Below are 21,483 nucleotides of genomic sequence, written 5' to 3'. Positions count from 1 at the left end.
AATTTCAATATTAACTTTAATAGATTTTAGGGGCATGTGCCCCTAATAATTTTGAAAGGATTTGCGAGGATTATTTGCTTAGCATTGAGCTTAGCATCCATAGGCGTTTTTCATAATCGCCATAGTGATCCTGCGCGATATTTGAAGTCGTATCGTCGCCCTCCTCCTCAGCAATCTCTTGAAGCTTTTTAAATTCTTTTACCAAATACTCGTAGGCTTTTTTAACATCCTCAAGTACCTCAGATACGCTATAGCTGTCTTTTACGCTAATCGGAGCGTCTTTTGAAAGCTCAATTAGGTCCTTAGCTTTAGTTACAGCCTTACCGCCTATTTGAAGCGCGCGCTCAGCCATATCATCAAAGAGCTCGCCCATCTCGTCGTATGCTTTCTCGGTGTAAGCGTGAACCTGCGCGAATTGTAAGCCCTTAACATTCCAGTGATAATCGTGGAATGCAACAAAGAACGCATGAGCGTCCGCCTGAAGTTTGTTTAGTTGTTTTACTGTTTTTGACATTGTGTCTCCTTTATTTAAAATTGCTGTAATTATAGCAAGATTTTCTTAAATTATAATTATACTAAGTAATAAATTTTATCTTTTAGTGAAATTTTGAAATTAAATGGCTTTTAAATTTATCTACAATTTTTTTGAAATTTCAGCTATGCTGCATTATAATGCCGCATTATGAAAAACAAATTTATGATAACTATAACCGACCTTAACGGCTCTAGGAATTTTTTGCTTTCGCAAATCATCAAAAAGATCGCGTTATATTTGGTGCTATTTGTTTTTACCGTTTTCGTCACGGGTGCGCTATATATCAGGTATCTGGGCTCTAAAATCGATAGCCTTTCGCGAACCAAAACCGAGCTTAACGAGCTAAATCAAAAACTTCGCGACGGTATCGCGGCAAGTCAGATGGAATTTGAAGCCATCGAGGGTAAAATTTCGGATTTGGAGCATCAGTTTGGGCTTGATCCTGAGGAGGATGAGCGCGCGATCGACCGCCTATCTCACATCAAACCTACTTCCGAACAAGAGATCAAAGAGCGCGCGCAAAAGATCATCAACGAAAAATTCTCCGACGCGCTGATAAAAGAAATTTTTATGCAGATCCCAAACGGCAGGGTAATGCGCACTTATCAGCTCAGCGAGAAATTCGGCTGGCGCAACCATCCTATCTTAAAGCGCAAGCAGTTTCACCCGGGCGTTGATCTACGTACGCCGCCTAAAACGCCTATCTACGCGCCTGCAGACGGTATCATCCAATACAGCGGCGCGGGTGCTACTGGCTATGGCAATCTAGTCGAGATTCGCCACAACTACGGCTTTACGACACGATATGCGCATTTGGATTCAAATTTAACTCGCAAAGTAGGCGAGTTTGTAAACAAAGGCGATCTTATCGCTTTTAGCGGCAACACCGGGCTTAGCACCGGACCTCATCTGCACTACGAGATTAGGTTTTTGCAGCTGCCGTTAGATCCGCTAAATTTCATCAACTGGAACGAAAAAAATTACAAAGAAATTTTTACTAAGGAGGAAGATGTCCCATGGCAATCTTTAATAAAGGCGATGCAAACACCGCTCAAACAACAATAATCTCGTCAGGCACGCTCATCAAAGGAGAGCTGCACCTGTCGTGCATTTTGCATATCGATGGCAATGTCGAAGGCGACGTGATCTCCGATAATACTGTCGTCATCGGTAAAAATGGTACCGCGCGCGGCTCGATCAGGGCCAAGCATATCGTAATCAGCGGCAAATTTTTCGGCAATATCGAAGCTGAGCTCGTCGAGCTGCTAGGCGGCGGCGTACTCGTAGGCGACGTGCTATCGCAAAGCTTCGGCATCGAAGTGGGCGCGAAATTTAACGGAAAAAGTGCGGTAAGTGGCGGCGATCAAGCCCTAGTCATCGACGGCAGCGCAAGCGAAGACGTCAAGCTTATCGACAAAGCTCTAGGCGAATAAATCGCGCACGTTTGGAATTCTTGGAATTTAAAACGCTTTAGCTAACGGGATTTTAGAATCTGATTGATATTAAAATTTTAAAATTTCTAACCTTTGGAATTCTTAGAATTTTAAAGATTTTTATATTTGCGAGATCTTAGAGTGTCATCAATCTTAAAATTTGGAATTTTAAAAAATTCCAAATTTTAAAATCCTCACAACCAAAATTATTGAAATTTTTAAGCTTTGAAATTTTCGAAATTTTAAAGCTTAAATATGCTTAAAATTTAAGAATTACGCAGATCGTAAAACCCTAAATCCTAAAATTTTGCGCTTACACGGGATTTTGAAATTTTGCTTGTAAGCCGGATTTTAAAATTCGCGCCCGGCTGAATTTAAAATTTTAAAATTTTGCCGCAGAATAACGCATGGACGCAAAATTTCTGCTCGCACATACTTTAAAAGCTCGCGTAAGTTTTAAGTTTCGCAGAAGCTATGTAAGCAAGTATAAATTATCTACGCCGAGTGTTTTGACTCATTATATCTCTTTGTGCCGCCAGCTCAAATATCCGCGCGGTGATAAATTCTGCGAGCTGAGCTAATTTAAGCCCATTATTAGATTAGTTATGTATAATGCGATTTCTTTTTGTGGACAGATGGGTGAGTGGCCGAAACCACACCCCTGCTAAGGGTGCAGCTTCTAACCGGGGCTCGAGGGTTCAAATCCCTCTCTGTCCGCCACTACCTTAGAATTTAAATCAATAAAATTTCACTTCCGTGATTCAGCTGATTTCAGCCGCCTAGGATACTGCCTAAAAGCAGCACTGGCATCATTAGCGGCATCACGATGAGCCCTTGCATGTCGGTATCCATTTTCGCATCGCGCTCGCTTTTGATCCCGCTATCGACCGCTATACGCGCGGGGTATTCGATCGGTACGCTTAGGCGGTGCGATCTGCGCAGCTCGTCGTGATCTTTTAGGCGCTTAAAATATTTGCCTTCGATCAGATAAGAGTAGCGAAACGTAGAACTATACGCGGGCTCCAGCTGCTCTGGGTCGTCCATCAGCTTAGCCTGCACGGATAGCGGCAGATCGTATTTTACAAGCTCGATTTCATGCTGAATATACGCAGCATCGCTGCCCTCGTTATATCTGTCGATCGTGAGCATGCTTACGTTGCGCCTTATCGCATTTTTATTTAGCGACGCCAGACTCGCGACCTTGGCGCGCACGGCGCTGAGATTCGCATCAAATACATAATCGTAAATCTCGCCGCTCATACGCAGCTGCCCGCCGGATTCCGCACTCATCGCGACAATGTGCTCGCGCCCCTGCATGTAGCCTGGCAAATTCTTACTCGCACATCCGCTAAAAACTCCACAGCATAGTGCCAAAACCGCGCCGCAAATCCAAAATTTCATAAACTTCCTTTGTAAAATTTAAAGACGGATTGTATTAAATTTTGCCTTAACGAAAGTGGAATTTTACGGCGCGGCGGAATGGAATTATGTGATAGAATTTTATGGCGGCGACGCGTAGAATTTCACGCGGACTTCCATAAAATTCCGATGAAATTTCGCAAGAATTAAAGCCAGAACGCGCGGAAGAGGTAAAAGAAGCACAAGAGCACTATCGAGATTTAAAATTTTAAAATCTCGAGAAAATTTCGCGAAAGGAAGCGAGCCATTTGTGCGTCAAAATTTAACCATCATCGCGAGCTTGCTTTTAAATTTTAAAATTTTACGATAGGCTTTAGAATCTAAAATTCCAAAGCCATTTTTGATATGCGGCACGCTACTTTCGATTTGCGTTAGCAAGCATCAGCTTTATACGGTTTTCTTGATTTACCGCGCTTGCGCCCGGGTCGTAGTCGATAGCGGCGATGTTTGCTTGCGGGTAGTTTTGTTTGATCTTTCGGATCATTCCGCGCGCGATGATGTGGTTTGGCAGGCAGCCGAAGGGCTGCGCGCACACGACGTTTTGTATGCCGTGGCGCATGAACTCGACCATCTCAGCCGTCAGCAGCCAGCCCTCGCCCATCTTCACGCCGTGACCGATGTAGCCGTCAGCGGCGGCACGAACCTCGCTAAATGGACTCGGCGCGCGAAAGCCAAAACGCTTCATCTGCTTAATCATCATGCGCTGGAAAAATTCCACTACCTTAGCGACCGCAAGCGAGCCGTAATACGCCACGCCGCCCTTGCCGTAGAGCTGCTTGTCGTAGACCGCATCGTAGATGCAGGTAAGTACGAAGTCCATCAGCCCCGTATTTACGGGCTCGGCATTTTCGCGAATGAGGTAGGCGTTTAGGCCGTTGTTGCCGATGGGCGAGTATTTGAGATAAATTTCGCCCACGATGCCTACTTTCACTCGCGGCTTATCGTCGCGCTCGATTTTAGCGAACTGCGAGAGGATAAATTTGAAATTTTTTTTGAGATTGAAGAACGATCTTTGATCGGTCAAATTTTTGATCCGCTCGGCGCAGAGTTCGTAAATTTCATTCGTTTGGTTTTTGATCTTTTCGTAGGGCTTGCACTGATTATACAACCCCATCATCAAATCGCCGTAAAATATCGCGGCGAAGAGCTTTAGAAGCGATTTTTTGCCGAGGCTAAATTCATTCTCATCTAGCGAGCCGAAATTTAACGAGATCGCAGGGACATAACTAAAGCCGCTGTCCTCAAGCGCTTTGCGAAGCAAATTTATGTAGTTGCTCGCTCTGCAGCCGCCGCCCGTTTGGCTGATGAGAAGCGCCACCTTGTGCGTATCAAACTCGCCGCTTTTTAGCGCATCGATAAACTGCCCGATGACGAGCAGCGCGGGGTAGCACATGTCGTTATGCACGCTGCGAAGCCCCTCCTCGACGATATTTTGACGATTTTCGCCGAGCAAGACGCTCTTATAGCCCTCGTCGCGCAGCACGCCTTGCATAAAGCGAAAATGCGGATCGATCATCGTGGGGATCAATATCGTGTGGGTCGCTTTCATATCTTTTGTAAATTTGGCAAACATTAGCGTGCATCCTTTCTTGCTTCTTGTTGCGCGCCTTGCCTTTCGCGCTCTATCATAGTCGCTTTTAGGCTACGCAGGCGGATCTTGACCGCACCTAGGTTCGTAACCTCGTCGATTTTAAGTTGAGTGTAAATTTTACCGTTTTGACGCAGTATGTCGCGCACCTCGTCGCCCGTGATCGCGTCGATCCCGCAACCGAAGCTAACTAGCTGCACCAGCTGCATGCGCGGGTATTTACAGATGAACCGCGCCGCGCTATAAAGCCTGGCGTGGTAGGTCCATTGATTAAGGCTTTTCGTCTGCACCCTGCTAAGCGGCAGCGCGTCCTCGCTAAGCACTATAAAGCCCAAGGAATTTAGATAGCGATCAATGCCGTGGTTGATCGTCTTATCAATATGATACGGGCGACCCGCTAGCACAATGGCGCTGGCACCGCTACTTTGTATCTCTTTTAGGGTCTCCTCGCCTTTTATTAAAACGGTATTTTTATAGTTTTGCAGCTCCTTAAGGCCTTGCAAGACGGCGTTTTTCACGGCGTCAGAATGAAATTTATACCCGGCGTCCGCAAGCTCAGCCTGCATCGTTTTGCAAAACGAATCTTGCATATTAAGATCCACGTGCGGATAGAGAAATTTTTTCTCCTCCAGCGCACCTACGTTCGCGCGTATCAGTTCGGGATAGTATGCGACTACGGGGCAGTTGTAGCAGTTCTCGCTGATATTTTCATCCAGGCTGTAGCTCATACACGGATAGAAAATAAAATCGACGCTCTTATTTAGCAGATCGTAGATGTGGCCGTGCACGCTTTTAGCCGGGTAGCAGACGGTATCGCTCGGGATGCTTTGGCTTGCTAAAAACAGCGTCTCTTTTCGCGGCTTTTGCGACAGCACGACGCTCATGCCTAAATTTTCAAAAAACGCACTCCAAAACGGAATCATCTCAAACATATTCAAAACAAACGGAATTCCGACTCGCGGTGCGTCTTGCTTCGGCGGCTTACGATATTTTCGCAAAAGCTCGTTTTTAAACTCAAACAAATTCGTGATATCGTGGCGGATCTCCTTGCCCGCGCCGCGCTCGCATTTATTACCCGAGACAAATTTAGTATCGCCGAAGTAGCTGATCGTAAGCGGGCATTTGTTCGTACAGAGCTTGCAGACGCTAAATTCGCTGCGATGAGTGAAATTTTCAAGCTCTGCACGACTGATCATATCGGTGCGCTCGTTTGCATTATTTTTGGCAAAAAGCGCTGCGCCGTATGCGCCCATAAGCTCGCTGATATCTAGACGGATCACGTCCTTGTCGAGCTCTTTTTCGAAGGCACGCAGCACGGCATTGTTTAAAAATGTCCCGCCCTGCACTACGATGTTTTGACCCAAATCGTCGGCGTTTCGCACGCGGATGACCTTATAGATCGCATTTTTGATGACGCTAATAGCAAGTCCAGCGCTGATATCCTCGATCGTAGCGCCGTCTTTTTGAGCTTGCTTAACCGAAGAGTTCATGAAGACCGTGCAGCGGCTACCAAGCTTAGCGGGATGGGTTGCAAAAAGGGCTAGGTTTGCAAAATCTTTAATGTCGTAGCCCAAAGAATTTGAAAAGGTTTGCAAAAACGAGCCGCAGCCCGAGCTGCACGCCTCGTTTAACACAATAGAATCAATATTGCTGTCTTTAATGGAGAAGCACTTGATGTCCTGACCGCCAATGTCTATGATGAAATCGACCTTTGGATTGAAGTGGCGTGCGGCGCTATAATGCGCGATCGTCTCGACGATACCGTAATCGAAGCGAAAGGCGGTTTTAATGAGATCCTCGCCGTAGCCGGTAACGCCGCTACCTTTGATTTTAATGCGACCTTCGCAAAGATCGTATAGCTCCTTAAGACGCGGCAGCAGGATATCGACGGGATCGCCTTTATTGGAGGAATAAAATTTATACAATAGCTCGTAGTTTGCACCCATCAACACGACTTTGATCGTGGTACTGCCGCAATCCACGCCCAAATACGCGTCTCCGCTGTAGGTGTGGATATCCACTTTAGGCACGCTCGCGCGGGCATGGCGGGCGATGAACTCGTCAAATTCCGCTCTGTCTTTGAAAAGCGGCGGCTCGGCTTCCAGCGCGGTTCTGTCGGGCTCCTTTTTTAAAAGCGCGATCGTCTCATCTAAATTTAACATCTCGCCCGTATCTTTTGCATACAGCGCGCTGCCGTAGGCCACGAAATAAGGCGCGATGTCCGGGAAGGTCGCGGTTTCGTCGGTAAGCTTTAGCACCTCTTTAAAGCGCGCCTGAAGGCCTTTTAGGAAAAACAACGGACCGCCCAAGAATAGGATATTGCCCTTAACCTCGCGACCTTGCGCAAGCCCCGAGATCGTCTGCTCGACGACCGCGGCGTAGATACTGGCGCTGATATCCTCCTTACGTACGCCCTGATTTAAGAGCGGCTGAATGTCGCTTTTGGCGAATACGCCGCAGCGTGAGGCGATTGGGTAAATTTTATTCGCCGCAAAGCTTAGGCGGTCAAGCTCCGTGATATCCAGATGCAAAAGATTGGTCATCTGGTCGATAAATGCGCCGGTGCCGCCCGCGCATGAGCCGTTCATACGCTCCTCAAGTCCGCCCGTGAGAAATAAAATTTTAGCGTCCTCTCCGCCGAGCTCAATGACGACGTCGGTCTTCGGAAACATCCGCTTGACGCCGAGCGAGGTAGCAAAAACCTCTTGGACGAACGGAATTTTACAATTTTTGGCGATGCCCATGCCCGCCGAACCCGCTATGGCGACGCTGAATTGCTCGCCTGCGTAGCTTTTTTGAATTTGCAAAATTTTATCCAGCACCAGCTCCTTGGGCTTTGCCAAATGCCGCTCGTAGCTCTTGCTTAAAATTTCATATTTTTCGTTTAAAACTACCGTTTTAACAGTGGTTGATCCTACGTCAATGCCTAAAAAAATCACATCTCGCTCTTTACTGAATAAATTTTTACTCGGCCGAATTCTCGAATTTAGCGCGAGCCTTCTAAATTAAAATTTGCATTTTATAGTAATATTTTTAAACGCAAATAAAATCAGGATATATTTTATCTTTTTCTATAGAAAAAGACGATTTTTAGGCAGTTTAGAATTAAAAATTTTAATGGAAAAGTTGTAAAATTTTAGATTTAATGCGAGTAGATTTTGCGCGAAATCTTTTAAAATCTCGCGCATTATAAAAAGAGCTTCCTTTTTGAATTGAGAAGCGTAAATTTAAAGGATTATTTTCGAAGCTCTTTGATTTTAGCCGCCTTACCGCGTCTGTCGCGTAGGTAAAATAGCTTCGCGCGGCGAACGCGTCCTTTTCTTAGAACCTCGATGCTTTCGATACTCTCGCTGTAGATCGGGAAAATTCTCTCCACACCGACGCTATTTGCGCCAATCTTGCGGATGATAAAAGTCTCGCTGACGCCGTTTCCGCGGCGCGCAATGCAGGTACCTTCAAAATTTTGAATTCTGCTCTTATCGCCCTCTTTAATCCTGATGGCTACGCGCAAAGTATCTCCTGCACGAAAGTCCGGCACACTTTTGCTTGTGATCTGAGCGTCCTCAAACGCTTGGATATATTTGTTTTTCATAAATTTCCTTTATTTCTGGCGATTTTTCGGTACATATCCGGGCGGAAGAACCTAGTTTTGCATAGCGCCATTTGATTTTTTAAGCTGCGCATTTTAGCGTGATTACCCTTTAAAAACTCTGAAACTATAGGTAAATTTTCAAAAACATCGGGCTTTGTAAATGCGGGCGCCTCTAAAATTCCTCCTTCAAAGCTTTCTTCGACGAGCGAGCCTTCATTGCCCAAAACGCCTTTTATGTTGCGGCTTATCGCATCGCACATACAAAGCGCGCCGAGCTCGCCGCCGGTAAGGACAAAATCGCCGATGCAAAAAATTTCATCTACATATCTCTCGACTATGCGCTCATCGATCCCCTCGTAGCGCCCGCAGATAAAGCATAGGCTCTCTTCGCCGCTTAGGCGCTTGGCGTCGTTTTGGTTAAATTTCTTACCGGCGGGCGAGAGGTAGATAAACTTGGCGTTTTTAAATTTAGCTCTTACGCGTTCGATCGTTCCGGCAAGCGGCTCCGTGCCGATCAAAAGCCCCGCGCCGCCGCCGATCATATAATCATCTACCTTTTTATACCGATTTGTCGTGAAATTTCGCGGGTTAAAAAAATGCGTCGAGATTATTTTCTTATCGACCGCGCGCTTTAAAATCGAGTCCTCAAAATACGGCGCGATAAGATTTTCAAACAGCGAAACGAAGATAAAATTCATGAGTTTTCCAAAATCGCGCGGGCGTTTTGCGTAAAAATTTTACGCTCGCTAAGCGAAATTTCTTTCACATAGGCATCCACGTAGGGGATGAAAAATTCTTTCGGCAAAGCCTGCGAGATTAAGCTTTCATCCGTTTCTACCTCAAAAAGATAGCCGCTTCCGATCTGCGATATGTCCCTTACGCGCCCCAAAATCGCGCCGTCTTCATAAATTTCAAGCCCGATAATATCGAAGTAAAAGAACTCGCCCTTTTGCAATTTGCAAAATTTCCGCGTGTCCTCTTTGCTTCGGTAAAGGATTTGGTTGGTTAAATTTGCCGCCGCTTCTACGCTTTCGTAATTTTTAAAAATAGCGCTAGAATTTGCGCCGCTAAAGGATAGAATTTCTAAAATTTCGCCGTTTCGCAGATAAAATTTGGCACCTTTTTTAAACTGAGAGGGGAAATCGCTGCGATCGAAAATTTTAACCGCGCCCTTTAGACCGATAGTCCGACCGAGCTTTGCGACCTCTAAAAGATCATCAGGCATCTTTGGCTTTGACGGTAATTTTATAATTGATCGGATCTTTTGCTTTGTAGCCGATGATGACGGTCTTTATGGCGTTTATCATTTTGCCGTCCTTGCCGATGAGTTTGCCGGTATCGGCCTTGTCGGCATAGACGATGATCTCGGTAAAGTTCTCACCGACCCGCTTTTGCGTAGAAACGGACTGCGGGTAGTCGGCGATCAACTTTGCGTATTCTTTTATAAAATTTTCTACCATTTTATTTGCTTGTGATTTGAGCGACCCTATCGCTTAACTTCGCGCCTACGCTCTTCCAGTATGCCAAACGCTCCGCGTCGAATTTGATATTATCGCTCTCTTTTAGCGGGTTATAAAAGCCGATCGTCTCGATGAAGCCGCCGTCGCGTCTTTTCCTACTATCCGTTACCACGATGCGATAAAAAGGCTGCTTCTTTCTTCCGATTCTTGTAAGCCTAACAACTGTTGCCATTTTTTCTCCTTAAATTTTTGTAAGTTTTAGAACTTGCAGATGGCTAAAACTTAAACATCTGCAAACTCTACCGAGAAATTATCTCGGTAAATTTTGCCTTTGAGCGATTGAGGCAAGCCCCTGCATGCCGCCCTTGCCCGAAAATTTCTTCGCAAGCTTCGAAGCGCCCGCAAACTGCTTTAAAAAGCGGTTCACCTCCACCTGCGAAAGCCCTGCACCAGCAGCAAGTCTGCGCTTGCGCGAATTATTTAGCAGATCGGGGTTTTCGCGCTCTTTCGGCGTCATAGAGCTGATCATCGCTTTGATATGAAGTATCTCTTTGGAGTTTTCCAAATCGATATCTTTTATCTTATTCGCCATGCCGGAAAGCCCCGGGATCATGCCGATTAAATTTTTCATATTGCCGAGCTTTTTCACGCTTTCGAGCTGATTTACGAAATCGTTGAAATTAAATTCGCCCTTTTTGATCTTTTTGTTTAGAGCCTTGGCTTCTCTTTCGTCAAAAACGGCGCTTGTTTTCTCGGCTAACGTCGCTAAATCGCCCTCGCCCATAATACGGCCGGTGATTCTATCGGGTATAAAGCCCTCCAGGTCGGCCACCTTTTCGCCGGTTCCGATAAAGCGAAGCGGGATGCCCAGCTGCTGCGCTATACCAAGAGCTACGCCGCCTTTGGTATCGGCGTCAAATTTGCTTAAGATCACGCCCGTAAGGCCTAAAATTTCATCAAATTTAGCGGCCGTTTTAATGCCGTCTTGACCGCTCATAGCGTCCGCTACGTAAAAAATTTCGTGCGGATTCAGAGTTTTTTTCATCTCCGCAAGCTGTGCCATCAGCGCCTCATCGATCGCAAGACGTCCCGCCGTATCTACGAGCAGTACGTCATAAAGCCCGCTTTTAGCCTTACTTAGCGCTTTTTCCGCAACCCTTAACGGATCGCTCTCGCCCTCGATGAAAAACAGCTCGATCTCATTCGCCTCGCACAGCTGACGGAGCTGCTCGACTGCGGCTAGGCGCTGTAAGTCGCACGCTGCAACCAAGACCTTTTTTTTACGAAGTTTCAGATAGTTTGCAAGTTTTATCGTGCTTGTAGATTTTCCGCTTCCTTGAAGTCCCGTCATCAAAGCTACCGTAGGAGGCGTGCTAGCGAATACAAATCCCTGGCTGCTGCCTCTAGGCGCCGTTAAAATTTTAGTCAAATTTGTCTTGATGGACTGCAAAAACGGCTTCTGTCCTATCGTACCGATACGAAGATCGGCTTCGACAAGCGCCAAAAAATCCTTTACGACTTTGTGGTGCACGTCGGCCTTTAAAAGCGCCTTTTTTAGCGTCTCCAAGGCGTTTTTTAAAGCTTTTTCGTCATCGATTGTTTTTAATTTATTGACCGCGTTTTTAAACGACTCGCTTATGATCTCAAACACTTTGATCCCTTATAAAATTTTTAAACTTGCGATGTTACCTAAAATTAACTTAAAAGCCATTGAATATCAGAGCTCTTTAGGAATTTCAAAGCCGAATTCGTTGAAGCTTTTACCTAGCGGAGCTTTAAATTTTAACCCTAAAATTTCGGTCTCGTACGAGTGCAGAAACATCCGCTTCGAGCGACTTTTAGCGTATTTTTCATCGCCTATTACGCCGAATCCCGCGTTTGCCAGATGCACGCGGATCTGATGCGTCCTGCCCGTCTCAATCCGCACCTTCACGAGCGATTTTTTGCCGCTTACCATCAGCGGATAAACCTCGCTAAATGCGCTCTTGCCGTTTGGCGAAATTTTAGAAAACGCGCCGCTTCTGGTTTTTATCGTCAAAATCGGCTCATCAAATTTCATCTCTTCGCTCACGATCCCCTTCACGATCGCGATGTAGCTTTTTTTCACGCGCAAATTTTTAAATTCCGCAATCGCCGCTTCGCGAAATTCCTCGTTCTTATATAGCAGCACGACGCCGCTAGTCTCCTTATCCAGGCGGTTTAGAAGCCCGAATTTATAGATTTTTTCTAAATTTTCGCTGCTCATAAAGGGCGGCTTATTGATCGCCAAAACGTTCTCATCCTCGTAAATGATCGCGGGTTTTGCGGGCTTCATCACGCTAAATTTAGTATTTTCGCCGAGCATCTCGCGCGCTAGAGCGATCTTTGCGCCGCGCGCGCTCACAAGCCCCGCGTCGATGAGGGCCTTGGCTTCGTTGTGCGAGATATTTTCCTGCGCCGCCAGCAGCTTATAGGCTTTTTCTTGCATTAAATTCTTTCCTTGATTAAATTTTCTATCTCTTGCAGATCGCAAATTTTATCTATCCGCGTGCCCTTTAGCGGCTCTTTTAAAGCGCTTGAAATTTCGTTCGCCTCGCACAGAGCGATGTTTTGTACGAGCGCGTACAGCGCCTTTTGATTATGAAAAAATCGCCCACTGATGATCGGCACGCCGAAGCTCGCCGCCTCGATCGGGCTATGTCCGCCGATATTGCGCAAAAAGCTGCCGCCCAAGATCACGACGTTTGAAATTTTATAAAAGTTCGCTAGCTCGCCGAAGGCATCAAGCAAGATAAAATCGCTCCGAAGTCCAGCGCCGTCGCTAAATCGCTCAAAGCTAAGCCCATGCTCATGCGCCCAAGCCTTGCAAATTTCACATACCTTTTCGAAGCGCTCAGGATGTCTCGGCGCCAGGATGATTTTTAGCTTTTGCGGCGTAGTTATTGAAGCTGCCGCGTTCCGTGCGACATAATTTAAAGACGCACCGTTTAAAGGCGTCGTATTCGGCACGGCGGACGAAGCGTCGCTTAAGCTCGCCGCGTCCAAAGAAGTTGCGTTTAAATTTACCGCTTCAAGCGAGCCCTGCTCGTCGCGAAGCTCAGCCCCAGGCAAGCTTCTATCGTCGCGGGTACTCGCTGCGCGCTGGTATTTTTCGGGCACATTTTGCGAGCCGTGAAATTTTATAAAATCATTTAAATTCGATAAAATGAGCCCCTCTTCGCCCTCGTGAGTGTTTGAGATCGTAAGCACGAAGCTATTTGCGGACGCGGCGGAATAGTCCTTCGTCGCAACGGCGATATTCGCGCTTTTCACGTTGCCCGCGACCTTTATATTTTTTGCGCCGAGCTCCCGCAGCCGCGCCGCATCAAGCTCGCTCTGCGCAAGCACCAGATCGATATTTTCAAACACTTTGCGATAATAAAACTTAAAGCGCAGATAGCTCGCGTACGAGCGGTCGCTAATGCGCGCGTTTAGCAGGATCACGTAGCTTCCGCGCGATTTAGCGGCACGGATCAAATTTAGCCATAGTTCCGCTTCGAAAATCACCAACACGCGGCTGCCCGTAAGCCAAAATGGAAGCCAGTTTTCAAACGGCAGGTAGCGAGAGTTAGGTGTGAGCGCACGCGCCGCACCGAAGCCCGTCTGCGTGGTCGTGCTAAGCGCGACGCTCTCAAATTTAGAAATTAGCGGCGCAAGAGCGTTTACCTCGCCCAGGCTGCAAGCGTGAAAGTGCACCGCAGCGGGGCTAAATTTAGGGTTTTTGTATAGAAAAAATCGCGCTTTCAGGCTCGTGCGGTATTTTTTTTTAAAGCTTAGGATAAAAATAAAAGGCGCAGCTACAAGCCACGCCAAAAACGCCAAGGCGGTGTAGATCACTCGGCTTCTTTATATAAAATTCTGCCGCAATACGGGCAGGTTACGATGTCGTCGCTTTTGATGACCGCGGAATAGGTCTTGTCGCTTATGCGCATAAAGCAGCCGTAGCAGGCCTGTTTGCGCACCGGCGAGACCGCCGTGTTGCCCGCCCATTTGCGGATCTTTTCATAGAATGAGACGGTTTTTGGGTTCATCGCCTGCATTAGTTTATCGCGCTTGGCGTAGATCGCGCCGCGAGCGACTTCGACCTCGCCCATCTCGGCGCTTACCTGCTCCTGCAGGCTTTTTAGCTCGGCTTCAAACGCCTCTTGCTTTTCGCTCTGCTCTTTTACGAGCGCTTCCTTTGTGGCTACGATTTTTTCTAGTCTTTCGATCTCCTCGTTTGTGGCTTCGAGCTGCTCTTTTGCGATGTCCTCTTCGACACTAAGAGCCTTGATCTCCTTTTCGGTTTTTGCCGCGCCGCTTTTTTTGCCCGTGCTTTTTAGCTTGGACGAAAATGCGCTAAGCTGCGCGTTTGCTTGTAAAATTTGAGATTTTAGCTCGGCGATCTCCGCATTTAGAGTTTCGATCTGTTCTTTTGCGCCGTTTATTTCAGTGCTTTTTTTACTCAGCTTCTCCTGCGCGGCCTCGATTTTAGGCTTAAATCCGTCCAGCTGCTTATCGAATTCGCAAAGCTGCACCAATTGGCTTAAATATTTGTTCATCTTTTTCCTTTAATAATACGTAAATGGATTTTTTTGCTCGCTTATTATAACTTCAATTTCGCTTTTTTGCAAGAAAGGTGCGAGCGCGCGCCCAAAATAGCGCTCACTTTCAAAATGATTTATGTCGATCAAACTCACGCCGTTTTCTAAATTTTGAAGCGCCGCGTGATATTTTATGTCGCCCGTAATGAAGCAATCCACGCCTAAGCTTTGATTTAGTTCGCTTCCGCTGCCGGTGCAAAGCGCGATATTTTGGATGAAATTTTTCGTCTTCACGGCGCGCAGATGCTCGATGCCAAGCTTGCGCTTTATCTGTGCGCACAGCTGCTCAAAGCTCAAATCCGCGCGCATGAAAACCAAAAATTCCCGCTCATCCGTAATTTCAAATTTTAAAATTTCGCGCGCTACGAATCCGTTTAAAACGTGCTTGTCAAAATTCGTATGCATCGCGATGAGAGAGATGTTTTTGCGGATCATCTCATAGATCAAATTTGCAGGATATAGCCGCGGATCGAGCGATTTTAGCGGGCTGAAAATCAGCGGGTGGTGCACCACGAAAAGCGAGCCCGCCTCAGCCTCGCGCACCAGCTCGCTAGTAACGTCGAGGCTTAGATAGATTTTTGAAATTTCATCATCCAAGCTTCCGAGCATTAGCCCGCTATTATCCCACGCCTCCGCGTCGCAAAAAGGCGCGGCGGCGTTTAAAATTTCATAAATTTCGCCCGTTTTCATAAATCCTACTTTGCGCTTTCATCCGCTTTGTCTGCGGTGTTTTGCTTGCCGTGGGCGTTTTTTAAATTTGTGCCTGCCGAGTTTGCGGGCGCCGAGACACCCTCTTTAACGCCGCATTTCTCGCTCTTTCCCCTCTCATTTGCCGCGCCGCCGTCTTTACCGCTTTTTTTATCACTGCACGTTGCGGCGTCCAGCTCGGCGACATATTTTTGCGGATCTGCATAGCAAAGCGCGCAGTTTTTGGCAAGATCGCGGATCTTTAAAATATAATCCTGCCTCTGCGTGACCGAGATTGCTCCGCGCGCGTCAAGGACGTTGAACGTGTGTGCCGCAAGCATGCAGTAATCATACGCAGGAAGCGCCAGGCCATGCTTTAGGATGCTTTTGCACTCGCCGAAACAATTTTCAAACTGATTAAAAAGCATTGCGGTGTCCGCGAGCTCGAAGTTGTATTTGCTAAACTCAAACTCGCCCCTTTTATGCACATCGCCGTAGGTTACGAGCCCCGCCTTGTCGTCCCAGACGATGTCGTAAACGTCGTCTTTGTTTTGCAGATACATCGCCAAGCGCTCAAGTCCGTAGGTGATCTCGCCGCTAATTAGCTCGCACGTGATACCGCCTACCTGCTGAAAATAGGTAAACTGCGTCACCTCCATGCCGTCTAGCCAAACCTCCCAGCCAAGCCCCCAGGCTCCTAGCGTCGGGCTCTCCCAGTTGTCTTCTACGAAGCGGATATCGTGGCTTTTAAGATCTAGCCCGAGCTTTTCCAAACTTTTTAGATAGAGCTCTTGGATATTATCCGGGCTCGGTTTTAAGATCACCTGAAACTGATAATACGCGCCGAGGCGGTTTGGGTTTTCGCCGTAGCGCCCGTCTGTGGGGCGACGCGAGGGTGCTACGTATGCCGCGCGCCAAGGTTTGCTTCCTAAGCTACGTAAAAATGTAGCCTGATGATAGGTGCCTGCGCCCGCGGGCATATCGTATGGCTGAACGAGCAAGCAGCCCTGCTCGTGCCAGTAGTTTTGAAGCGTCAAAATAATCTGTGAAAACGTCATTTTTATCCTTTTATCGATATGTAAATTTCAATTTTATCTTCCGAGTGCTTTTCAAAGTCTATTTTAAAGGCTCTTTGAAGCTTCGAACTTTCAAAAAATTTCCAAATTTCAGCCGAGCATTCGCCAGTTCTCGTAGGCTCGTTCGCAAAATCAAAAACCGCGTAATCGCCCGCTTCGATATGTAATTTTTCGCAGGTTTCATCGCGCTCATTTTTGCAGCACTGCTTCGCGGATTTGCAAGCTTCGTCGTGGCTTTCTTTATGGTGCTGTTCTTTCGAGCAAGTACCTATTAGCACGGAGTATTCGCCCTGCGCGCCGTTTTCATAGTCGTAATACGCAGCATAAATTTCGTTTTTCTCGGCGCTGCTTCTACTAGCGTTAAATTTTAAAAACTCGCCCCACAAATTTGCGATCACCCCTCGCCCGCTCATCTCATCTCCGTTATTCGTGCGAGCCTTTAAGCCGCAAATTTCAAAGCCTTCGCGCAATTTTAAAATTTTCAAAGTTTAGCCCTCAAGCAGCACTTCGATCTGCTCGGAGTCCTTTTTTAGCGCCTCCGCTTTTGCGGCGCGATCCGCCTTTAGCTTTGAGCTTAGCACCTCGTCGCTTAGAGCTAAAATTTGTACCGCCAGATACGCCGCGTTTTTTGCGCCCGCCTTGCCGATCGCAAGCGTCGCGACGGGGATGCCCGCAGGCATCTGCACGGTCGAATACAGCGCATCTACGCCGCCAAGCGCGCTGCCGCCGAGCGGGACGCCCAGCACCGGCTTGGTCGTATTCGCAGCGACCGCTCCAGCAAGATGCGCCGCCATGCCCGCCGCACAGATAAAAACCTGCGCACCCTTTTTCTCGGCGTCCGTGACGTATTTAGCCGTGCGGGCGGGGCTTCGGTGTGCCGAAGATACGATCATCTCGTACGGTGCGCCGAATTCGTTTAAAATTTTAGCCGCCTCGTAAACGACCTCGTAATCGCTCTTTGAGCCCATTATTATAGAAACAAATTTCATTCCATCTCCTTTCTTAAAAAGCAAAACTCCGCGAGCTTCGCAGGCAGCTTAATCTCATTTAGATTGCCGCTGTGAATCTCGCTAAATTCCTTACCGCTGCGGCTTTGCAACCTCTTAAATTTCAAATATGGCTTGCCGTCAAGCTCGTAAATTTCGCCGATTTCATTATCGCAAGCGCAAATTTTAAAGCCGCGCGGAGCAAAAATTTCATACGAAACGCCTGGCAAAATTTTATCTTTGACGCTTATAAACTCGCCGTCCTGCGAGATCGCGCAGACCTGATGCGTGCCAAGCTCGATGCTGCGGTCTAAATTTTGCGTATCCTCTCGCTCGTACGGGCGCTTTATCAAATATCCGTCGCTAAAGCCGCGGTTTTTAAGCGTCGCGATCTCGCGCTCGTAAACGCCGGCCTCAAATTTATCGCCCGCGGCATCGTCGATCGCCGCGCGGTAGGCATTTGTAGCGCACGCGACGTAGTATTCGCTCTTAGTGCGCCCTTCGATTTTGAAGCTGTCGATCGCGCCCGTTTGCATGATCTTTTGCACGTGCGAAATGAGGCTAAGATCCTTCGCGTTCATTACGAAAGTGCCCTCCCCTTCGCGCTCTTGCAAGCGGAAAAGCGCGCTGGTTTCGGGATTTTTCGCGTAAAGCTCGTAGTTAAATCTACAGTCGTTCGCGCAGCTTCCGCGGTTGCTGAAGCGTCCGCTTTGCACCGCGCTAACAAGACAGCGCCCGCTGTATGCGAAACACATCGAGCCGTGCACGAAAATTTCGATCTGCAGGTTTGGAATTTTTTCTTTGATCTGCACGGCGTCTTTGAGCGTCATCTCCCGCGCCGCGACGATGCGAACGGCGCCCAGCTCCGCCCAAACCTGCGCGTCGAGATAATTTAGCACGTTAGCTTGGGTAGAGACGTGAATCGGGATTTCTGGAGCTACGGCTCGCGCGAGGCTCGCGACGCCCAAAGTGGCGATTAAAACTCCATCCACGCGCAGATCGCGAAGAAATTCCAAATGCCTTTTGATGTTTTCAAGCTGGCCGTTGGTCGCAAAGCCGTTTACGGTCGCATAAAGCTTCTTGCCGCGTTCGTGCGCGTACGCGACGCCTTTTGCAAAGCTTTCCTTACTAAATTCCTTCGCGCTTCGCTGGCGCAGCGAAAATGAGCCCGTGCTTGCATACACGGCGTCCGCGCCGTAAGCCAGGGCGATTTTTAGTTTCGTTAAATTCCCAGCAGGAGCTAAGAGTTCGGGTTTTTTCAAATACATTCCTAGTGATTTTTTAAGCGCGATTTTACTACAATTTAGCCAAAATTTTATTTAAGGAGCAGTTGATGCGAGCCGATCTACACAACCACACCTATCTTTGCAACCACGCTAACGGCGAGCCGCGGCAGTATTTGGAAGCGGCGATCGCACGAGGCATAGAAATTTTCGGCTTTGCGGATCACGCGCCGATGAACTTCGATCAAAAATACCGAATGAGTTTCGAGCAGATGGAGCTTTACGAGCGGATGATTAGGGATCTGCGAGATGAGTTTAGCGGGCGGATCGACGTGCGGCTGGGATACGAGGTCGATTTTATGACGAAAAAAGAGCTAATGGATGAGCGGATTTTCGCGCGCGAGGTAGATTATCTCATCGGTTCGGTGCATTTTTTAAACAACTGGGGCTTTGATAACGAGGAATTTTTAGATCAGTGGAGCGGGCGCGAAATAGACGACGTTTATCGCGAATACTTTGCGCTGATCTGCGCGCTGTGCAAAAGCGGCAAATTTGACATTTTAGGGCATATGGATCTGATTAAAATTTTTAAATTTACTCCAAAAAAAGATATCAGAGTTTTAGCAGGCGGCGCGATAAATGCGATCAAAAAAAGCGGCATCGTCGTGGAGCTAAACTCCGCGGGGCTTCGCAAGCCCGCAAATGAAATTTATCCGAGCGACGCGCTTTTAGAGGTGCTTGCGGATGCAGACGTGCCGATCACGCTTGGCTCGGATGCGCACTCGGTTGCCCAAGTAGCGCTAAATTACGATAAAATTTATGCCAAAGCGCGCGAGTTCGGCTACGAGCGGATCGCCGTTTTCAAAAACCGCGAACGGCAGTTCGTAAAGCTGGCGTAAATTTTAACGGCAGCCGCTCTCTGCTAAATTTTAAAAGGCACGGACGGCGAGAAATTTTAAAATTTCAAAAGCTTCGGCGGCGTGAAAATTTCAAATTTCAAAAACTTCGATGGCGCAAAATTTTAAAAATCGCGGCGCGCAAAACGGCGCAGATAAAGTCGAATTTCAACTAAATAATGTTAAAATCCGCCATTAAATTTAGCCCAAATACGGGCGGAAAAAAGGAAAAAATATGGGAAAATTTGTTAATGACGTGAAGGAATTTTTTAAATTTTGCGATGAAAACGAGGTCGAGTTCGTGGATTTTAGATTTACCGATCTAAAGGGTACCTGGCACCACGTCGCTTACAACTACAAGCGCCTGCCGAAGGACTTCGCCGACGGAATTCCATTTGACGCAAGCTCGGTAGCGGCATGGCAGCCAATCGATAAATCCGATATGATGCTAAAGCCCGACGTGCAAACGGCATTTTTGGATCCGTTCACCGCGGACGTTACGATCATCGTCATCTGCGACGTTTACGATATCTACAAAAACGAGCTTTACGAAAAATGCCCGCGCTCGATCGCTAAAAAAGCCGAGCAGTTTCTACAAACCACGGGTCTTGGAGATACCTGCTATTTCGGGCCGGAGAATGAATTTTTCGTTTTCGACGATGTAAAGATCATCGACGATATGAACTGCGCGATGTTTAAGGTAGATACCGAAGAGGGGCATTGGAACAGCGGCAAAAACTACAAAGACGGCTTTAATAGCGGCCACCGCCCGGGCGTAAAGGGCGGCTACTTTCCCGTCCAGCCCGTCGATTCGATGGTCGATCTGCGCGCCGAGATGCTAAAAGTGCTAGAACAGATCGGGCTTGAGACCTTCATCTGCCACCACGAAGTAGCGCAAGGACAAGGCGAGATCGGCGTCAAATACGGCACTCTCGTCGAGGCCGCCGACAACGTGCAAAAATACAAATACGTCGTAAAGATGGTCGCGCACCTAAACGGCAAGACCGCGACCTTTATGCCAAAGCCGCTCTACGGCGATAACGGCAGCGGAATGCATGTACACCAATCAATCTGGAAAAAGGGCAAAAACACCTTTTACAAAAAGGGCAACTATGCAAATTTAAGCGACGCGGCGAGGTGGTATATCGGCGGCGTGCTAAAGCATGCGCGCAGCGTCGCGGCGTTTACGAATCCTAGTACCAACAGCTATAAGCGCCTAATCCCGGGCTTTGAGGCGCCATCCATTCTAACTTATTCTAGCCAAAACCGCTCCGCTTCGATCCGCATCCCTTACGGCAGCGGCGAGCACTCGGTGCGCGCGGAAATGCGCTTTCCTGATAGCACGGCGTGCCCGTATTTGGCGTTCGCGGCGATGCTGATGGCTGGAATCGACGGTATCAAAAACAAAACCGAGCCGGTGGGGCCGATGGATGAAAATTTATTCAAGCTGCACCTTGACGAAATCCGCGAGCGCGGCATAGAGCAGCTTCCGCACACGCTTCGCGGCAGTCTAGAGGCAGTGATCCGCGATAACGAGTATCTGCGCCCGATAATGAGCGAGCTTTTTATCGAGACCTATCAGCATTTTAAATTTGAAACTCAGGTTTGGCCTTACGAGGCGCGCCCTACGCCGTTTGAGTTTGCGACGAATTATTCGTGCTAAGACGGGCTTATTTTATGCCGCGCCGCCCGATTTTTACGAGACGGTGCGGCATAGAGCCTTGGAATTTTAAAATTTCGCCGCGCGCGAGCTTTTAAAATTCCGTCGCGCGAACTTAGATACCGCCCGTGAAGCTTCAACTCTTTTACTCTAAACGCGAAATTTTATACTTTCTGCTCATTTTGCTTGGAATTTTATCGCTAAACTTAGGTCTTAAATTTTATGAATTCAAAGAATTCCGCGCGAAAAACTACGCTTTTTACGACGCGCAAATTTTAAACGCCTACGCCAAAACGAACGAGCGCGGCCGCACCTACACGGTGCTAA

Annotated in this window: 22 protein-coding genes, 1 tRNA gene and 2 pseudogenes; 6 read left to right on the top strand and 19 right to left on the bottom strand. The window is 47.7% G+C overall.

Annotation, left to right across the window (positions count from 1 at the left end):
* Window positions 1-70 precede the first annotated feature (70 nt).
* Complete coding sequence (locus Q0174_RS02265; protein ID WP_297902213.1) at window positions 71-514, bottom strand: Dps family protein; 444 nt, start codon at window positions 512-514, stop codon at window positions 71-73.
* 165 nt (window positions 515-679) lie between these two features.
* Between Q0174_RS02265 and Q0174_RS02260 the strand changes: the two genes are divergently transcribed.
* The 3 genes from Q0174_RS02260 (at window position 680) to Q0174_RS02250 (ending at window position 2,688) form a co-directional block, all read left to right on the top strand.
* Entirely contained in the window at window positions 680-1,600 is a 921-nt protein-coding gene (locus tag Q0174_RS02260) for a M23 family metallopeptidase (protein ID WP_366112458.1), read from the top strand.
* Window positions 1,552-1,968 (top strand): polymer-forming cytoskeletal protein, encoded by a 417-nt coding sequence (locus Q0174_RS02255; protein WP_005873147.1) that lies wholly within the window; start codon window positions 1,552-1,554, stop codon window positions 1,966-1,968. Before Q0174_RS02260 ends, Q0174_RS02255 begins: the two co-directional genes overlap by 49 nt.
* A 629-nt stretch (window positions 1,969-2,597) precedes the next feature.
* Window positions 2,598-2,688: transfer RNA gene (locus Q0174_RS02250), tRNA-Ser, on the top strand.
* Window positions 2,689-2,739: 51 nt separating this feature from the next.
* Here Q0174_RS02250 and Q0174_RS02245 read toward each other — a convergent pair.
* The 18 genes and pseudogenes from Q0174_RS02245 to Q0174_RS02160 form a co-directional block, all read right to left on the bottom strand.
* The gene (locus Q0174_RS02245; protein WP_298041415.1) at window positions 2,740-3,369 is read right to left on the bottom strand and encodes a hypothetical protein; all 630 of its coding nucleotides are present in this window, start codon (window positions 3,367-3,369) and stop codon (window positions 2,740-2,742) included.
* A gap of 273 nt (window positions 3,370-3,642) precedes the next feature.
* A complete protein-coding gene (locus tag Q0174_RS02240) occupies window positions 3,643-3,765 on the bottom strand; it encodes a hypothetical protein (RefSeq protein WP_298041414.1) in 123 nt (40 codons plus the stop codon).
* Window positions 3,743-4,960 (bottom strand): 2-hydroxyacyl-CoA dehydratase, encoded by a 1,218-nt coding sequence (locus tag Q0174_RS02235; protein WP_297963831.1) that lies wholly within the window; start codon window positions 4,958-4,960, stop codon window positions 3,743-3,745. The genes Q0174_RS02240 and Q0174_RS02235 overlap by 23 nt, the downstream gene beginning before the upstream one ends.
* On the bottom strand, window positions 4,960-7,914 hold the full coding sequence (locus Q0174_RS02230; RefSeq protein WP_298041412.1) for an acyl-CoA dehydratase activase: 2,955 nt from the start codon (window positions 7,912-7,914) through the stop codon (window positions 4,960-4,962). Before Q0174_RS02230 ends, Q0174_RS02235 begins: the two co-directional genes overlap by 1 nt.
* A 296-nt stretch (window positions 7,915-8,210) precedes the next feature.
* Window positions 8,211-8,567: a 50S ribosomal protein L19 gene (gene rplS, locus Q0174_RS02225; RefSeq protein ID WP_298041411.1), complete on the bottom strand. Its 357-nt coding sequence runs from the start codon at window positions 8,565-8,567 to the stop codon at window positions 8,211-8,213.
* Window positions 8,564-9,265 carry a tRNA (guanosine(37)-N1)-methyltransferase TrmD gene (gene trmD, locus Q0174_RS02220; protein WP_298041409.1) on the bottom strand — a complete coding sequence of 234 codons (702 nt, stop codon included), beginning with the start codon at window positions 9,263-9,265 and terminating at the stop codon, window positions 8,564-8,566. Before trmD ends, rplS begins: the two co-directional genes overlap by 4 nt.
* Complete coding sequence (gene rimM / locus Q0174_RS02215; RefSeq protein WP_298041407.1) at window positions 9,262-9,792, bottom strand: ribosome maturation factor RimM; 531 nt, start codon at window positions 9,790-9,792, stop codon at window positions 9,262-9,264. The genes trmD and rimM overlap by 4 nt, the downstream gene beginning before the upstream one ends.
* Window positions 9,785-10,027 (bottom strand): KH domain-containing protein, encoded by a 243-nt coding sequence (locus Q0174_RS02210; protein ID WP_005873158.1) that lies wholly within the window; start codon window positions 10,025-10,027, stop codon window positions 9,785-9,787. The genes rimM and Q0174_RS02210 overlap by 8 nt, the downstream gene beginning before the upstream one ends.
* Before the next feature lies 1 nt (window position 10,028).
* Complete coding sequence (gene rpsP / locus Q0174_RS02205; RefSeq protein ID WP_297901685.1) at window positions 10,029-10,259, bottom strand: 30S ribosomal protein S16; 231 nt, start codon at window positions 10,257-10,259, stop codon at window positions 10,029-10,031.
* A 78-nt stretch (window positions 10,260-10,337) separates the two neighbouring features.
* Window positions 10,338-11,678, bottom strand: coding sequence for a signal recognition particle protein (gene ffh / locus Q0174_RS02200; RefSeq protein WP_298041406.1), 1,341 nt, complete (start codon window positions 11,676-11,678; stop codon window positions 10,338-10,340).
* A gap of 66 nt (window positions 11,679-11,744) precedes the next feature.
* Window positions 11,745-12,494 (bottom strand): RluA family pseudouridine synthase, encoded by a 750-nt coding sequence (locus Q0174_RS02195; RefSeq protein WP_298041405.1) that lies wholly within the window; start codon window positions 12,492-12,494, stop codon window positions 11,745-11,747.
* Window positions 12,494-13,882 (bottom strand): 3-deoxy-D-manno-octulosonic acid transferase, encoded by a 1,389-nt coding sequence (locus tag Q0174_RS02190; protein ID WP_298041403.1) that lies wholly within the window; start codon window positions 13,880-13,882, stop codon window positions 12,494-12,496. The genes Q0174_RS02195 and Q0174_RS02190 overlap by 1 nt, the downstream gene beginning before the upstream one ends.
* Window positions 13,879-14,586: a zinc ribbon domain-containing protein gene (locus Q0174_RS02185; protein ID WP_298041401.1), complete on the bottom strand. Its 708-nt coding sequence runs from the start codon at window positions 14,584-14,586 to the stop codon at window positions 13,879-13,881. The genes Q0174_RS02190 and Q0174_RS02185 overlap by 4 nt, the downstream gene beginning before the upstream one ends.
* 9 nt (window positions 14,587-14,595) lie before the next feature.
* Entirely contained in the window at window positions 14,596-15,318 is a 723-nt protein-coding gene (locus Q0174_RS02180) for a Nif3-like dinuclear metal center hexameric protein (protein WP_298041400.1), read from the bottom strand.
* A 218-nt stretch (window positions 15,319-15,536) separates the two neighbouring features.
* Window positions 15,537-16,373: pseudogene (gene glyQ / locus Q0174_RS02175) on the bottom strand (glycine--tRNA ligase subunit alpha); the annotation flags it as partial.
* Window positions 16,374-16,375: 2 nt separating this feature from the next.
* Entirely contained in the window at window positions 16,376-16,876 is a 501-nt protein-coding gene (locus tag Q0174_RS02170; RefSeq protein WP_298041398.1) for a GyrI-like domain-containing protein, read from the bottom strand.
* A gap of 3 nt (window positions 16,877-16,879) precedes the next feature.
* Window positions 16,880-17,380: a 5-(carboxyamino)imidazole ribonucleotide mutase gene (purE, locus tag Q0174_RS02165; RefSeq protein WP_298041396.1), complete on the bottom strand. Its 501-nt coding sequence runs from the start codon at window positions 17,378-17,380 to the stop codon at window positions 16,880-16,882.
* Complete coding sequence (locus Q0174_RS02160; RefSeq protein WP_298041394.1) at window positions 17,377-18,639, bottom strand: peptidase U32 family protein; 1,263 nt, start codon at window positions 18,637-18,639, stop codon at window positions 17,377-17,379. The genes purE and Q0174_RS02160 overlap by 4 nt, the downstream gene beginning before the upstream one ends.
* 71 nt (window positions 18,640-18,710) lie before the next feature.
* Between Q0174_RS02160 and Q0174_RS02155 the strand changes: the two genes are divergently transcribed.
* The 3 genes and pseudogenes from Q0174_RS02155 to Q0174_RS02145 form a co-directional block, all read left to right on the top strand.
* Window positions 18,711-19,499, top strand: a complete 789-nt coding sequence (locus Q0174_RS02155; protein ID WP_297987700.1) for a histidinol-phosphatase — start codon at window positions 18,711-18,713, stop codon at window positions 19,497-19,499.
* A 232-nt stretch (window positions 19,500-19,731) separates the two neighbouring features.
* Entirely contained in the window at window positions 19,732-21,159 is a 1,428-nt protein-coding gene (glnA, locus tag Q0174_RS02150) for a type I glutamate--ammonia ligase (protein WP_297881244.1), read from the top strand.
* 125 nt (window positions 21,160-21,284) lie between these two features.
* A pseudogene (locus Q0174_RS02145) lies at window positions 21,285-21,483 on the top strand (ComEC/Rec2 family competence protein); the annotation flags it as partial.

The sequence above is a fragment of the uncultured Campylobacter sp. genome, assembly GCF_937996225.1.
GTDB lineage: Bacteria > Campylobacterota > Campylobacteria > Campylobacterales > Campylobacteraceae > Campylobacter_B.
This window is presented reverse-complemented; position numbering and strand designations above follow the sequence as displayed.

Coding starts and splice junctions, on each gene's coding strand:
- Q0174_RS02265 (WP_297902213.1), bottom strand. CDS start 514: ATGTCAAAAACAGTAAAACAACTAAACAAACTTCAGGCGGACGCTCAT.
- Q0174_RS02255 (WP_005873147.1), top strand. CDS start 1,552: ATGGCAATCTTTAATAAAGGCGATGCAAACACCGCTCAAACAACAATA.
- Q0174_RS02245 (WP_298041415.1), bottom strand. CDS start 3,369: ATGAAATTTTGGATTTGCGGCGCGGTTTTGGCACTATGCTGTGGAGTT.
- Q0174_RS02235 (WP_297963831.1), bottom strand. CDS start 4,960: ATGTTTGCCAAATTTACAAAAGATATGAAAGCGACCCACACGATATTG.
- rplS (WP_298041411.1), bottom strand. CDS start 8,567: ATGAAAAACAAATATATCCAAGCGTTTGAGGACGCTCAGATCACAAGC.
- trmD (WP_298041409.1), bottom strand. CDS start 9,265: ATGAATTTTATCTTCGTTTCGCTGTTTGAAAATCTTATCGCGCCGTAT.
- rimM (WP_298041407.1), bottom strand. CDS start 9,792: ATGCCTGATGATCTTTTAGAGGTCGCAAAGCTCGGTCGGACTATCGGT.
- Q0174_RS02210 (WP_005873158.1), bottom strand. CDS start 10,027: ATGGTAGAAAATTTTATAAAAGAATACGCAAAGTTGATCGCCGACTAC.
- rpsP (WP_297901685.1), bottom strand. CDS start 10,259: ATGGCAACAGTTGTTAGGCTTACAAGAATCGGAAGAAAGAAGCAGCCT.
- Q0174_RS02195 (WP_298041405.1), bottom strand. CDS start 12,494: ATGCAAGAAAAAGCCTATAAGCTGCTGGCGGCGCAGGAAAATATCTCG.
- Q0174_RS02185 (WP_298041401.1), bottom strand. CDS start 14,586: ATGAACAAATATTTAAGCCAATTGGTGCAGCTTTGCGAATTCGATAAG.
- Q0174_RS02180 (WP_298041400.1), bottom strand. CDS start 15,318: ATGAAAACGGGCGAAATTTATGAAATTTTAAACGCCGCCGCGCCTTTT.
- purE (WP_298041396.1), bottom strand. CDS start 17,380: ATGAAATTTGTTTCTATAATAATGGGCTCAAAGAGCGATTACGAGGTC.
- Q0174_RS02155 (WP_297987700.1), top strand. CDS start 18,711: ATGCGAGCCGATCTACACAACCACACCTATCTTTGCAACCACGCTAAC.
- glnA (WP_297881244.1), top strand. CDS start 19,732: ATGGGAAAATTTGTTAATGACGTGAAGGAATTTTTTAAATTTTGCGAT.